The following is a 14,123-nucleotide window of genomic DNA, read 5'->3' as shown; positions in this document are numbered from 1 at the left end:
TCGCGCATGATCAGCCTGCGGCAGCCAAAGCAACTACACTGCGACATCGTGTGGTGTCCCAGTGCCTCGCTGTCCGTGTGGGCCAACGCCTGGCTCGCGGGCAAGGCCGCGCCCGACGACGTCCTGGACGCATTATCTCCTTGGGCGCCAAAGCAATTCGTAACCGCCTATGATTCGGTCGCGGCGACGCGCACCGGGCTGTCGTGGCCCGATGTCGACGACACCGGGGCGGTGTCGTTGTTGCAGACCCTGCGCACGGCGGCGGGACGCTCGGCGGCCGGCGATTCGGCCCGGTTGCGCGACTCCATCAACGTAGTGTTACCGGTGCCCGGCGACGTGCGGGGGCTGACCGCGGGAACCCAGTTTCAGCGCGACGCCCTGGCCGCGGGCGAGGCGATCATCATCACCGGCCCCGAGGCACACGGCAGCGCTGTCGGGCTGGTCCCCGAGTTCGCCTACGACGACTTCGAGCACGCCACCGACGGCGCGGGGCTGCCCGAGTCGTCTGCGCTGTCGTGGACGGTCTACTCGCTGCCTGGTGCGCCGGTGCTGGTCCACCACGAACTGGGCGACGCCGAGTACTCCCTGCGGTCGGCCGTGCGCTCGGCCGCCGACACACTGGGTGCCCTCGGGCGCGGCTCGGCGGCGTCCGACGTCGACGACCCGCGCGGGCTTGTCGAGCAGTTGATGGAATCGGCACGGCAGCACCGGATTCCCGACCATGCGCCGTCTCGGGCCCTGCGGGTGCTGGAGAACGCCGCGCACGTCGATGCGATCATCGCCGTCAGCGCCGGGCTCAGCCGGATATCGGATTCTCCGCGCGGGTCGTTCGCTGCGCTCGAGCCCATCGTGGGGCAATCCTCGTCGGAGTCACGCATCGCCGACGACGCGCTGCGGCCGCTGACCGCGGTGGTGAGATCGGCGCGGATGGCCGCGGTCACCGCGATACTGCACTCGGCGTGGGCGGACTAGCGTTCTGGGCGTCGAGTGTGATTTGACGGCGCCGAGCGTGAAGCGTCGGCGGGGCATTTCGGCGTGTCGCCGACCAGGTTTCACACTCGACGACTACACGGTGCGCGCCATGCAGTGCGGCGGGCGGCACGGCTCACCGTTGACGCCGGCCAGGCAACCTGGCACCGGGTCACGGCCGCTCACCCGCTCGGGCGCACGACCGGTGCGCAACTCGTCGATCAGACCGGCGGCCAGCCGGGCGAATCGGCGGTCTGCGTTGGGTGTTGCCGCCCGGGCGAAAGCCACGCCCGTCGCCTCGGCCTGCAGGCGCAAGTCGTGGTCGAGATCCCACACCACCTCGATGTGGTCTGCGACGAAGCCGATCGGGCATACCACGACGGCGTCGGTGCCGGATTCCGCCAACGCGGCCAGATGGTCACCCACGTCGGGTTCCAGCCAGGGCACCTGAGGCGGCCCCGACCGCGACTGCCACACCAGGTCGTAATCGGCGTAGCCGGCGGCGGCGGCCACCAGCCTTGCGGCATAACCGACTTGGCGGCTGTAGAGGTCCGGACCGCAGCGCCGGTCGGCGGCCACCGGGATCGAATGCGCGGTGAACACCAGCCGCGCACCACCGGGGACCGTCGCTGCGGCCGCGGCGATCGACTCCGCGAACATCTCGACGAACAGCGGATGGTCGAAGTAGGGCCGCAATTTCACCAGTTCCGGCGCGCCGGGCCCGGTGACCCGCCGGGCCCGGGCGATGTCCTCGACGTACTGGGTGCAGCTGGAATAGCCGCTCCACGCCGACGTGGTGAACACCGCTGCCCGGCGGACGCCGTTGTCGCGCATGGCCGCGACGGCTTCTTCGACGTAGGGCTCCCAGTTGCGGTTTCCGAAGTACACCGGCAGGCCCACCTCCGCCCGCAGCTCGGTGATCAGCGCGCGGTTGATCCCGTTGATCGGCGAGACCCCACCGAAATGCAGGTAGTGGTGCGCGACCTCGTCGAGGCGTTCGGGTGGCACGTCACGGCCACGGGTGACGTTCTCCAGGAAAGGCCGTACCTGCTCGGGCCCCTCCGGACCGCCGAACGACAGCAGCAGGACCGCATCGAATTGCATTGGGGCCTACAATAACTGCGTGCTGGCGCCGCCGTCGGCATAGACGATGGTGCCGGTGGTGGCGGGTAGCCAGTCCGACAGCAGCGCGCACACGGTCTTGGCGACCGGCGTGGGGTCCTTCATGTTCCAGCCGATGGGCGCGCGCTGGTCCCAGCCCTGCTCGAGCAGCTGCATCTGGGCGCCGGCCTCGTCGCCGAGCGCGCCACCGACGATCGCACTCATGGCCAGCGTCCGGATCGGGCCGGCGGCAACCAGATTGGAGCGCACACCGTACTTGCCGGCCTCACGCGCCACGAACCGGTTCACCGACTCCAGCGCGCTCTTGGCCACCGTCATCCAGTTGTAGGCGGGCATGGCACGGCTCGGGTCGAAATCCATGCCGACGATGCTGCCTCCTGGATTCATGATGGACAGCAACGCCTTGGCCAGGGATGCGTAGGAGAACGCCGAGATGTGAATGCCCTTGGACACGTCTTCGTAGGGCGCGTCGAAGAACGGGTTGATGCCCATCCCGGTCTGCGGCATGAAGCCGATCGAGTGCACCACGCCGTCGAGCTTGTTGCCCTGCCCGATCACCGCGCTCACCCGCTCGGCGAGCGTGGCCAGGTGCTCCTCGCTTTGCACGTCGAGCTCGATCAGCGGCGCCTTCTCGGGTAGCCGGTCGGCGATGCGCTGGATCAGCCGCAACCGGTCGAACCCGGTCAGCACCAACTGCGCGCCCGCCTCCTGGGCCACCTTGGCGATGTGAAACGCGATCGACGAGTCGGTGATGATCCCGGAGACCAGGATCCGTTTGCCGTCGAGCAGTCCTGCCATGTCCGTCCTATCGTTCCTCAGTGCCCCATGCCCATGCCGCCGTCGACCGGGATGACCGCGCCGGAGATGTAACTGGCGTCCTCGGACGCCAGGAAGCTGACCACCCCGGCGACCTCGGCGGCGGTACCGACCCGCTTCGCCGGGATGAATTGCAGCGCGCCCTCCTGAATCCGCTCATCCAGCGAGCGCGTCATGTCGGTGTCGATGTAACCCGGGGCCACCACGTTCGCGGTCACGTTGGCTTTCGACAACTCCCGGGAGATCGAGCGGGCCATTCCGATCACGCCGGCCTTGGACGCCGCATAGTTCGCCTGGTTGCCGATGCCCCAGGTACCGGAGACCGAACCGATGAAGATCATCCGGCCGAAGCGCTTCTTCTGCATACTGCGGGATGCCCGCTGAGCGACCCGGAAAGCCCCGGTGAGGTTGGCGTCGATGACCTTCTGAAACCTCTCCACGGTCATCCGTATGAGGAACGCGTCGGCGGACACTCCGGCGTTGGACACCAGCACCTCGACCGGGCCCTGGTGTTCCTCGACGGCGGTGAAGGCGCGGTCGACGGCGTCGTCGTCGGTGACGTCACACTCGACGCCGAACAGCCCCTCGGGCGCTCCGGAACCGCGGTGTGTGACCGCCACTTTGTGGCCGTCGGCGGCCAATCGCTGTGCGATCGCCAGACCGATCCCCCGGTTTCCTCCGGTGACCAGGACGGAACGGGACACGAACGCGGGCCTGACCGCTGCCGCGGCGTTCTCGGTGCTCTTGTCGGTGGCCGTGTCAGTCACTGCGCCAACCTATCGCCTTGCCGCGTGGGCGCTGCACGTACCCCCTGGGCCTGCACGTACCCCCTGGGCCTGCACGTACCCCCTGGGACGTCGCGAACGTAACCAGGCTGCGACTTTCGGACCGGTTTTTCGCACTGGGGTTACGCTCGCGGGCCTTGTCGGTGCCGATCAGCACACTTTCGGCCATGACAGACCCCTTTCTGGGCAGTGAAGCCCTGGCTGTGGGCGCAGTGACGGGTTACGAGCTGCGCAGTCGGTATGTACCGCTGCACAAAGACGTCTACATGCCGAAAGATGCCGCGCTGACGGCGGTGTCGCGCGCGAAGGCGTGCTGGCTGCGCTCGCGTCGGCGAGGCGTCCTCGCGGGCTTCTCCGCCTCCGCGCTGCATGGCTCGAAGTGGATCGATCCGGCATTGCCCGCCGCGATCATCGACACCAACCGCCGCCCCGCCACGGGCGTGCAGATCTGGGAAGAACGCATCGAGCCCGACGAGATTGCCGTCGTCGACGGCATGCGGGTCACCACACCGGCTCGAACGGCCCTCGACCTCGCCAGGCGCTGCCGGTTGGGCATGGCGGTCGCCGCGATCGACGCCCTCGTGCAGGCGACCGCCGTGAAAACGACCGACGTCGAGCTGTTGGTCGACCGCTATCGAGGACGTCGGGGAATGAAGGCTGCCCGTGCCGCGCTCGCACGCGTCGACGGCGGGGCTCAATCCCCGAAGGAAACCTGGGTACGCCTGCTACTGGCAAGCGCCGGCTTTCCCCCGCCGCGGACGCAGATCCCAGTCCTCAACGAATGGGGTTGGGCAGAGGCATATTTGGATATGGGTTGGGAAGACATCAAGGTCGCCGTCGAGTACGACGGCGACCAGCACCGGTCCAGTCGTGCCCAATACGTGAAGGACATCCGCCGCCTCGAAATGCTGGACCAGCGTTACGGCTGGGTCGTGGTCCGCGTCGTCGCCGAGGACCATCCCGCGGACATCATCCGCCGAGTGGGTGCGGCACGCGCTTCGCGAGCGTGACCAGACTGCGAAAATTCGGACCGCAAATCGCAGCCACGTTACGCTCGCGGACGAAAAGTCAGCCGGGCAGGCGGCGATTGATCAGCAGCGCGGCCAGGGCGGCCAGCGCCAGCACCACCGCGCCCAGCCGCAGCCACCCCGCACTCGCGTCGCCCTTGATGGTCTCGTAGCCGATCTGCTGCTGCAACGACCCGTAGACGGCCCTGAGCTCGGAGAGGCTGGCGGCGTTGTAGGCATTCCCGCCGGACAGCTCGGCGACCTTCTTCATGGTGGAGTCGTCGACCGGCACCGGCTGGCGCTGGTCGTTGATCTCGACGAATCCGTACGGTGTGCCGAACGAGATGGTCGAGATCGGCACCCCCTGGTCCTTGGCGGTGCGTGCCGCGGTGAACGCCCCCTTGGGGTTGTTCGGATTGGTCGGCATCGTCTCCTTGCCGTCGGAGAACAACACGATGCGCGCCGGTGGCGGGGTGTCGCCGCCGCCGATCACCGCGCCCACCGTCGCGATCGCCTGCAGGGCGGTGAAGATGCCCTCCCCGGTGGCGGTGCGGTCGGCGAACTGCAGCTTGTCCAGTGCCCGCTTGGTCGCGTCCCGATCGGTGGTCGGCGACACCAGCACCGTGGCGGTGCCCGCATAGGAGATCAGCCCGAGGTTGATCCCCGGGGTCAGCTCGTCGGCGAACTGCTTGGCGGCGTCCTGCGCGGCGACCATCCGGTTGGGCGGGACGTCGGTGGCGCGCATCGACTGTGACACGTCGATCACCAGCATCACCACCGCCCGGTTGCGCGGAATCCGGACGTCGCGCGTGGGCCCGGCCATCGCGACCGTGAGCAGCACCAGCGACAGCACCAGCAGGATCGCCGGGACGTGCCGCCAGGTAGACGGCCGCTTGGGCGCGACGCTTTCCAGCAGTTCCATGTTGGCGAACCGCAGGATCCGCCGTTGCCGGGCCAATTGCATCAGCACGTACAGCACGGCCAGCCCGGCGACCACCACAAGGAACAGGAAGAACCACGCGTGTTCGAAGCCCGACATCGACATCGGACCGAGCAACGGCAGCGTCACTGCCGCCCCGCCAGGGCACCGCGCCGCCGGGACTCCACGAACCGGACGATGTCGGCGAGCCAGTCCCGGTCGGTGCGCAGCGTCAAAATCGGCGCGCCGCAACCGCGGATGGTGCGCGCGACGTCGGCTCGGTGTGCCGCGGCCGCCTTGGCGAAATCATCGCGCAGCTGGGCGTCGATGGTGAACTCGCGAGTCACCCCGGACTCGGCGTCCTGCAGCACGACGTCCCCCACATCGGGCAGTTCGACGTCGCGGGGGTCGAGCACCTCGATGGCCAGCACCTCGTGGCGCGCCGAGATCGCCCGCAGCGGGCGCATCCAGTTGATCGGCCCCAGGAAGTCGCTGATGATCACCGCCATGCCGCGGCGGCGTTCCGGGCGGCGCAACGCGTCGATGGCCACGCCCAGATCCCCGCGCACCCCGAGCGGCGCCCGTGGGGTGGTGGCGATAGTGCGCAGCAGCGTCTGCTCGTGCTGGCGTCCGGACCGCGCGGGCACCCGGATCATCCTCTCGCCGTTGGTGATCAGCGCGCCGAGCCGGTTACCGCCCCCGCTGTTGAGGTAGGTGATCGCGGCCGCGGCCGCCACCGCCAGGTCGCGCTTCTCGCACCCGACGGTGCCGAAGTCCAGGCTGGCCGACATGTCGACCACCAGCCAGGTCTCCAGTTCCCGGTCGGCGATCATCTGCCGGACGTGAGGGTGGGTGGTGCGTGCGGTGACCGCCCAGTCCATCCGCCGGACGTCGTCGCCGGGCTGGTATTCCCGCGACTCCCCCGGTTCGCTGCCCGGCCCCGGGATCAGCCCGAGGTGATTGCCGTGCAGCACGCCGTCCAGCTTGCGCTGCACGGTGAGCTCCAGGGTGCGCAGCGCCGCCGACAGCTTGGGGTCGTTGATCTGCCCGCGCTGCATCGACGGTGGATGGCGAGGAGCCGCGGGTACCGCGGCGGAGTCGGTGTCGGTCACCGACCGCTGGCCGCGCCCGCGGCCTGCATCACCGGGGGCACCGATTGGCCTTGCTGCGGAACGGCATTCACCTGGGGAAGGGCAACCGTCTGCAGAACCCGGTTGATGACGACCTCGGGCGAGATCTCGTCGGCCAGCGCGTCATAGGTCAGCACCAACCGGTGCCGCAGCACGTCGGGGATGACCTCGACGATGTCCTGCGGGATCACGTAGTCGCGGCCGCGCACCAGCGCCAGCGATCGCGACGCGGCGATGATCCCCAGTGAGGCGCGCGGGGACGCACCGAAGGAGATCCACGCCTTGACGTCATTCATGCCGAGCTGTTCGGGATGCCGGGTGGCGGTCACCACGCGCACCACGTAGTCGACCAGCGCGTGATGGACGAAATTGTTGGCGGCGATGTCCTGCAGGCGCAGCAGGTCGCCGGGGTTCATGATCTGCTTGGGCTGCGGCGGCTTGACGCCCATCCGGTAGATGATCTCGCGCTCCTCCTCGGGAGAGGGGTAGCCGACGTTGATCTTGAACAGGAAGCGGTCGCGCTGCGCCTCGGGCAGCGGGTAGACGCCCTCGTGCTCGATGGGGTTCTGGGTTGCCATCACCAGGAACGGGTTGGGCAGCGGGAACCTCTTGCCACCGATGGACACCTGGCGCTCCTGCATGACCTCCAGCAGCGCGGACTGCACCTTCGCCGGGGCCCGGTTGATCTCGTCGGCGAGCAGGAAGTTGACCACCACCGGGCCGAGCTCGGTGTCGAACTCCTCGCGGCCCTGGCGGTAGATGCGGGTACCGATGATGTCGGTGGGCACCAGGTCGGGCGTGAACTGGATGCGCGCGAACGTGCCGCCCACCACCTTGGCGAAGGTCTCCACGGCCAGCGTCTTGGCCACGCCGGGCACCCCCTCGAGCAGCACGTGTCCCCGCGACAGCAGGCCGACCAGCATCCGCTCCACCAACTGGTCCTGGCCGACGATGATCCGCTTGACCTCGAAAATCGCACGCTCCAGTGTGTGGACCTCGGCGGCCAGCCCGTCACCGCCCCCGGAGGGCGCGTCCTGGGCCGGCCCGGCCGCGTGCGCGCCCGGGCCCGAGTAACCGCTGGCGCCCGGGGGCGGCCCGCCTGCTGATGTCATTAGCAATCCTCCACAGCTCAATCGGACACCTCTGCCGGCACGACCGAAATCGTGGGGCAGCCACGTGCCCGCGTCCAACTATTCCAGGCTCGCCCGATTCCGTCGACGCCGCGGCTCCCGCCCGGCGAGTGCACGGGCGACCCTTCCTGGCCGGCGCCCGGCTTCAGTACTCGATGATCCTAGTCAGGAATGGCGTCATACCGGCCTTGCGTACCGAGCTCACAGTCACCTTGCCGGCGCTTCCGGACGCCTCGAGCATCCGGCCGTTGCCGAGATACATCGTCACGTGCTGGCCGCCGCCGGGGCCGTAGAAGATCAGGTCACCGCGCCTGGCCTGGTCCGGCGGGATGTGGCGGCCGGCGTTGTACTGGTCACCGGAGAACCGCGGGATCAGCACACCGACCCCGGCGAAGGCGTACCGCATCAAACCGGAACAGTCGAAGCCGTTGATGTTGGCGCCGTCGCCGACGCCCTTGCTGGGGCCCTTCAGCGAACCCCCGCCCCAGGAATAGGGCACGCCCATCTGCGAGCCGCCCCGCTTGATCACGTATTCGATGGCCTGGCGCCCGTAGACGCGCGGAATCTTGCCGCCCGGGTTGGTGGTGGCGGCCGCCGGGGCCTCGCCGCCGGGAAGGTTGATGCCGAGCCCGCCCAGGAACTGCCTGCCCAGATCGACGGTGGTCTGGGTGGCCTGTGCGGTCGCCTGCAGCGACGCCGAGGCCACCGAGAGCGGGTCCCCCGGCGCGCCCGCGCTGATCATCGCCGGCAGCGTCGGGTCCCACGGACCGGGGTCCGCGGTGGCCGGGGCGGCCCCGGACGACAGCGACGAGAATGTCAGACCGGCCGCCAACGCGGCGCTGCAGGCGAGATGGGTGAATCGAAACCGCTTGCGGTGCATGGCTCCTCGCTCAGTACTCGATGTAGCGGACCACGTAGGGGGTCATGCCGCTGGTGCGCACGGGCGCGACACGCACCTTGAGGCCGACGTCGGGGGCCTCGAGCATCTGGCCGTTGCCGAGGTAGAGCGTCACGTGCTGGCTGCCGCCCGGTCCGTAGAAGATGACGTCGCCACGGCGCATCTGCGCCGACGGGATCTTGCGGCCCATCTTGTACTGCGCCCCCGAGTAGTGCGGCAGCTTGATCCCCACCCCGGCGAACGAATACAACACCAGACCCGAACAGTCGAAGCCGGTGGTCCCGGCTCCCGAGTCGATGCCCTTGCTGGGCCCGGCCGCGTTGCCACCGCCCCAGGAATACGGGACCCCGATCTGCGACATCCCGCGCCGGATCACGTACTCGGATGCCTGACTCCCGTAGACCCGCGGGATCCGGCCCGGGGCGTTGGTGATGCCGGTGTCGTCAGGTTTGAGAATGCCCACGCTCTGCAGGAACTTTCGCCCCATGCTGGCGGTCACCTGCGTCGAGGTGGCCGAATACCCCAGCACCTGGTTGATCACCGCGATCGGGTCGCCGGGGACGTTGGCGCTGGGCACCATGGGCAGGGTCGGGTCCCAGCCGCCGTCCCACGTGCGCCCTCCCGCCGTGGGTGCGGCGGAATCGCCGGATCCCCACCGGTCACCCGGTGCTCCGGATCCACCCCCGCCCGACGACCACTCGCGCGCGACCTCTTGCTTGGCGGCCTCGAGCCTGGCCTGAGCCTCATCACGCTCGGCTGCCAGTCGGGTGATTTCGTCGCGTTGCCGGACGAACTTGTCCCTGGAGTCCTGCAGCGCCGCCACCGCAGCATCCTGGCTGGCCTGCGCGTCGGCGGCAGCCCTGTCGGCCTTCTGCTTGGCAAGGCGCGCCGCCGACTCCTTGTTCACCTGCTCGGTGCGCGCGCGTTGCAGCTTGTCCATGGCCGACTGCGCGCTGGCGGTCAGGGCCTGGGCGGTGGCCTGGGTGCCGAGGATGTCCTCGGGGCTGGTCGCGGTCAGGTAGCTGCCCGACGGCCCGTTCATGTACGTCGCCACGGCGAAGCGGTCGAAGCGGCGCTGCGCCGCCGCAATCGCCGCATCGGCGTCCTTGACAGCCTCCCGGCCGGCCTCGACGTCGTGTTCGGCCGAGGCCGCGTTGTCCCGCGCTGTCTCGACGTCGACCATCGCCTTGTTGACGCTTTCGAGTTCGGTCTGGATTTCCGCGTTCAGGTCCTGGAGGCGCTGGTTGGCCCGGGCGACGTCGGCGATCGCGACGGCCAGCTTGCCCGACGCGGGATCGGCGTTCGCCAGTCCGGGCGTGCCCAGCAGCAGCGCCGCGCTCACGATGGAGCCCAGGATCGATGGAATGACCGGCCGCGTCAGCTTTGCGGCCCGTCGCACAGAAAAGCCCCCGCTGGTGCCTCTCATTCGTCTCAAATCTCCTACGTCTGACGCGGATGGACGGCGCGGGTCGTGACGTAAGGCGCCATGTATAACACGAGCATCATTTGCACCGTACGTCACATGTGACGCAGTAGAAACGGTGGTCACAAACTGCATTCCGGACGTGCGTTTACTGTGACCGGATGGTGACCTGCACTATTTGCCAGGAGGAGACGCGACGAGCCCGCCCGGTGGACGCTGCACGAAAAGCTACTGTTCAGCGGCCTTTATCGGCTGGACTGCTGGAGTTTCGGCCGTCCCGGCCGATGTTGCCGCACGCCGACCACGCACCTGCAGGAAACGGGCGCCGACGGCGGCCAGGAGCACCCCGATCAGCAGGAATATCGTCAGCCCGGTCCAGGGAAACTCGGGGGCGTCCAGGGTGTGCAGAAAGTTCTGCGCCGAGACCACCGGGTTGCCGGTCTTGGAGTGGTCCTCGCCGGCTTCGAGTGTCACGCGCGGGAACTGCGTGCTGTAGCTGCCGACATAGCTTGGACTGAGCGTGAGGACCGTGACGTCCGGATAGTCGGCCCCGACCACGGTGGAGATGTCGCGCAGGGACGTGTCGCTGGGCGGATTGTGGTCCAGCAGCACGATCTTGAGATCGATGCCGTCGGCGTGAGCCTGGTCGACCACATCCAGCAGTCCCGGGACCGCCGCCGGCGGTGCACTGACCCCACTCGCCGCCACCTGGGCCTTGACCACGGACATGTCGACGTCCTGCGGAATGTAGGTCGGCAGGAGTGGTTGCCAGAGAAAAGTCATCGTCTCGCTCCTGTTGCGCGGTCACGCTCGCGTGACACTCGGCCACGGCGGTCACTCTAGCGTGGCACTCGGCCACGGCGGTCACGCTCACGTGGCCGCCGGCGGGAATCGGGGCCGTGCGGGGGGCGAGGGGTTTAAACCCGGGCCCCACCCGACAAGACTGAGTGGTAGAACTGCGGCCGTAATGCAGGACAAACGTACTGTTAAAGTGGCTGCGCCGGCACGGCCCGTCGGCGCAAGAACTCAATCCCCGGGAGTTGATGTGACTAGCAAGGATCCTGTGAACTCGTTCGGTGCCCGCCACGACCTGAAGGTCGGCGACAAGAGTTACCAGATCTATCGCCTGGACGCGGTCCCCAACACCGAGAAGCTCCCCTACAGCCTCAAAGTGCTCGCCGAGAACCTGCTGCGCAACGAGGACGGCAGCAACATCACCAAGGACCACATCGAAGCCATCGCGAACTGGGATCCCGAGGCGCAGCCCAGCATCGAGATCCAGTACACGCCCGCCCGCGTGATCATGCAGGACTTCACCGGTGTGCCGTGCATCGTGGACCTGGCCACCATGCGGGAGGCCATCGGCGACCTGGGCGGCACACCGGACAAGGTCAACCCGCTCGCACCCGCCGACCTGGTGATCGACCACTCGGTGATCGCCGATCTGTTCGGCCGGGCCGACGCGTTCGAGCGCAACGTCGAGATCGAGTACCAGCGCAACGGGGAGCGCTACCAGTTCCTGCGCTGGGGCCAGGGCGCGTTCCGTGATTTCAAGGTGGTGCCCCCGGGCACCGGCATCGTGCACCAGGTGAACATCGAATACCTGGCCAGCGTGGTCATGGAACGCGACGGAGTGGCCTACCCCGACACGTGCGTGGGCACCGACTCGCACACCACGATGGTCAACGGCCTGGGCGTCCTGGGCTGGGGTGTGGGCGGCATCGAGGCCGAGGCCGCCATGCTGGGCCAACCGGTGTCGATGCTGATCCCGCGGGTGGTCGGCTTCAAGCTGACCGGCGAGATCCAGCCGGGCGTGACGGCCACCGACGTGGTGCTGACCGTCACCCAGATGCTGCGCAAACACGGCGTGGTCGGCAAGTTCGTCGAGTTCTACGGCCAAGGCGTCGCCCAGGTGCCGCTGGCCAACCGTGCCACCCTGGGCAACATGAGCCCCGAATTCGGTTCCACCGCAGCCATTTTCCCGGTCGACGAAGAGACGATCTCCTACCTGCGGTTCACCGGGCGCAACGAGGGGCAGCTGGCGCTGGTCGAGGCCTACGCCAAGGCGCAGGGCATGTGGCACGACCCCGACCACGCGCCCGCCTTCTCCGAGTACCTCGAGCTCGACCTCGCCGACGTGGTGCCCTCGATTGCCGGGCCCAAGCGTCCGCAGGACCGAATCCCGTTGTCGCAAGCCAAGACGACATTCCGCAACCAGCTGCCCGGCTACGTCGGTGACGACCCGGACAAGAAGGAGTACTCCAAGCTCGACGAGTCCGTCGACGAGTCGTTCCCGGCCAGTGATCCTGGCGCACTGGAGAACGGACACGCCGACGACACCCCGCCGGTGCACTCGGCGGCCGCGCACGCCAAAGGCCGGGTGAGCAACCCGGTGACGGTGAAGTCCGACGAATACGGCGAGTTCGTGCTCGACCACGGCGCCGTGGTGATCGCCGCGGTCACGTCGTGCACCAACACCTCCAACCCCGAGGTGATGCTGGGCGCGGCGCTGCTGGCCCGCAAGGCCGTGGAAAAGGGCCTGTCGTCCAAGCCGTGGGTGAAGACCACGATGGCCCCGGGCTCCCAGGTGGTCCACGACTACTACGACAAAGCCGGCCTGTGGCCGTATTTGGAGAAGCTCGGCTTCTACCTCGTGGGCTACGGCTGCACCACCTGCATCGGCAACTCCGGCCCGCTGCCCGAGGATGTCTCCAAGGCGATCAACGACAACGATCTCTCGGTGGCCGCCGTCTTGTCGGGCAACCGGAACTTCGAGGGCCGCATCAACCCCGACGTGAAAATGAACTATCTGGCGTCGCCGCCGCTGGTCATCGCCTACGCGCTGGCCGGCACCATGGACTTCGACTTCGAGAAGGAGCCGCTCGGCACCGGCAAAAACGGCGAGGCTGTCTATCTGAAGGACATCTGGCCGTCGCAGAAGGACGTCTCGGACACCATCGCCTCGGCGATCAACTCCGAGATGTTCACCAGGAACTACGCCGACGTGTTCAAGGGCGACGAGCGCTGGCGCAACCTGCCGACCCCGAGCGGCAAGACCTTCGAGTGGGATCCCGACTCGACGTACGTTCGCAAGCCGCCCTACTTCGAGGGCATGACGGCGGACCCCGAACCGGTCGGCGACATCACCGGCGCCCGGGTGCTCGCGCTGCTGGGCGACTCGGTGACCACCGACCACATCTCCCCCGCCGGCGCGATCAAGCCTGGCACCCCGGCGGCGCAGTACCTCGACCAGCACGGCGTGGACCGCAGGGACTACAACTCCTTCGGTTCGCGGCGCGGCAACCACGAGGTGATGATCCGCGGCACGTTCGCCAACATCCGGCTGCGCAATATGCTGCTCGATGATGTGGCGGGCGGGTACACCCGTGACTTCACCCAGGACGGGGGCCCGCAGGCGTTCATCTACGACGCCGCGCAAAACTATGCGGCACAGAACATTCCGCTCGTGGTGCTGGGCGGCAAAGAATACGGCTCCGGTTCCTCGCGGGACTGGGCGGCCAAGGGCACGCTGCTGCTGGGCGTGCGCGCGGTGATCGCCGAGTCGTTCGAGCGCATCCACCGCTCCAACCTGATCGGCATGGGCGTCATCCCACTGCAGTTCCCCGAGGGCAAGTCGGCCGGTTCGCTCGGGCTCGACGGCACCGAGGTCTTCGACATCACCGGGATCGGTGCGCTCAACGACGGTAAGACACCCAAAACCGTTCACGTCAGGGCCAGGAAAGACGGAGCCGACCCGGTCGAATTCGACGCGGTGGTGCGCATCGACACCCCCGGCGAGGCGGACTACTACCGCAATGGCGGCATCCTGCAGTACGTGTTGCGCAACATGCTCAAGTCGGGCTAGTGGCGATCGCAAGCGCAGCGTGGCCGGGCGCCGCGGGTCGCCACCCGAAGATGTAGCCC

At 68.1% G+C, this 14,123-nt stretch carries 12 protein-coding genes; 3 read left to right on the top strand and 9 right to left on the bottom strand.

Annotation, left to right across the window (positions count from 1 at the left end):
* Positions 1-48: 48 nt before the first annotated feature.
* Positions 49-972, top strand: a complete 924-nt coding sequence (locus ACOJVU_RS17425; protein WP_421530932.1) for a hypothetical protein — start codon at positions 49-51, stop codon at positions 970-972.
* 93 nt (positions 973-1,065) lie between these two features.
* On the opposite strand, the gene ACOJVU_RS17420 is transcribed toward ACOJVU_RS17425, so the two are convergent.
* The 3 genes from ACOJVU_RS17420 to fabG1 are packed head-to-tail and all read right to left on the bottom strand — an operon-like array spanning position 1,066 to position 3,674.
* Positions 1,066-2,073: a ferrochelatase gene (locus tag ACOJVU_RS17420; RefSeq protein ID WP_421530913.1), complete on the bottom strand. Its 1,008-nt coding sequence runs from the start codon at positions 2,071-2,073 to the stop codon at positions 1,066-1,068.
* A 6-nt stretch (positions 2,074-2,079) separates the two neighbouring features.
* Positions 2,080-2,889 carry an NADH-dependent enoyl-ACP reductase InhA gene (inhA, locus tag ACOJVU_RS17415; protein WP_421530912.1) on the bottom strand — a complete coding sequence of 270 codons (810 nt, stop codon included), beginning with the start codon at positions 2,887-2,889 and terminating at the stop codon, positions 2,080-2,082.
* Positions 2,890-2,906: 17 nt separating this feature from the next.
* Entirely contained in the window at positions 2,907-3,674 is a 768-nt protein-coding gene (gene fabG1, locus ACOJVU_RS17410; RefSeq protein ID WP_421530911.1) for a 3-oxoacyl-ACP reductase FabG1, read from the bottom strand.
* A 185-nt stretch (positions 3,675-3,859) separates the two neighbouring features.
* On the opposite strand from fabG1, the gene ACOJVU_RS17405 reads away from it, so the two are divergent.
* Entirely contained in the window at positions 3,860-4,702 is an 843-nt protein-coding gene (locus ACOJVU_RS17405; RefSeq protein ID WP_421530931.1) for a hypothetical protein, read from the top strand.
* A gap of 58 nt (positions 4,703-4,760) precedes the next feature.
* On the opposite strand, the gene ACOJVU_RS17400 is transcribed toward ACOJVU_RS17405, so the two are convergent.
* The 6 genes from ACOJVU_RS17400 to ACOJVU_RS17375 all read right to left on the bottom strand — a co-directional run bounded on the left by ACOJVU_RS17400 (position 4,761) and on the right by ACOJVU_RS17375 (position 10,982).
* Positions 4,761-5,768, bottom strand: coding sequence for a VWA domain-containing protein (locus ACOJVU_RS17400; RefSeq protein ID WP_421530910.1), 1,008 nt, complete (start codon positions 5,766-5,768; stop codon positions 4,761-4,763).
* Positions 5,765-6,676 (bottom strand): DUF58 domain-containing protein, encoded by a 912-nt coding sequence (locus ACOJVU_RS17395; protein WP_421530930.1) that lies wholly within the window; start codon positions 6,674-6,676, stop codon positions 5,765-5,767. The genes ACOJVU_RS17400 and ACOJVU_RS17395 overlap by 4 nt, the downstream gene beginning before the upstream one ends.
* A gap of 50 nt (positions 6,677-6,726) precedes the next feature.
* The gene (locus tag ACOJVU_RS17390; protein WP_421530909.1) at positions 6,727-7,860 is read right to left on the bottom strand and encodes an AAA family ATPase; all 1,134 of its coding nucleotides are present in this window, start codon (positions 7,858-7,860) and stop codon (positions 6,727-6,729) included.
* Between the two features lie 163 nt (positions 7,861-8,023).
* A complete protein-coding gene (gene ripB / locus ACOJVU_RS17385; RefSeq protein ID WP_421530908.1) occupies positions 8,024-8,758 on the bottom strand; it encodes an NlpC/P60 family peptidoglycan endopeptidase RipB in 735 nt (244 codons plus the stop codon).
* 10 nt (positions 8,759-8,768) lie between these two features.
* Complete coding sequence (gene ripA / locus ACOJVU_RS17380) at positions 8,769-10,202, bottom strand: NlpC/P60 family peptidoglycan endopeptidase RipA (RefSeq protein ID WP_421530907.1); 1,434 nt, start codon at positions 10,200-10,202, stop codon at positions 8,769-8,771.
* A gap of 225 nt (positions 10,203-10,427) precedes the next feature.
* Positions 10,428-10,982: a DUF6676 family protein gene (locus ACOJVU_RS17375; protein WP_421530906.1), complete on the bottom strand. Its 555-nt coding sequence runs from the start codon at positions 10,980-10,982 to the stop codon at positions 10,428-10,430.
* A 262-nt stretch (positions 10,983-11,244) separates the two neighbouring features.
* Here ACOJVU_RS17375 and ACOJVU_RS17370 point away from each other — a divergent pair, with 262 nt between their 5' ends.
* The gene (locus ACOJVU_RS17370) at positions 11,245-14,064 is read left to right on the top strand and encodes an aconitate hydratase (protein ID WP_421530905.1); all 2,820 of its coding nucleotides are present in this window, start codon (positions 11,245-11,247) and stop codon (positions 14,062-14,064) included.
* Positions 14,065-14,123 lie beyond the last annotated feature (59 nt).

It is taken from the genome of Mycobacterium sp. THU-M104, assembly GCF_049197365.1.
Taxonomy (GTDB): domain Bacteria; phylum Actinomycetota; class Actinomycetes; order Mycobacteriales; family Mycobacteriaceae; genus Mycobacterium.
This window is presented reverse-complemented; position numbering and strand designations above follow the sequence as displayed.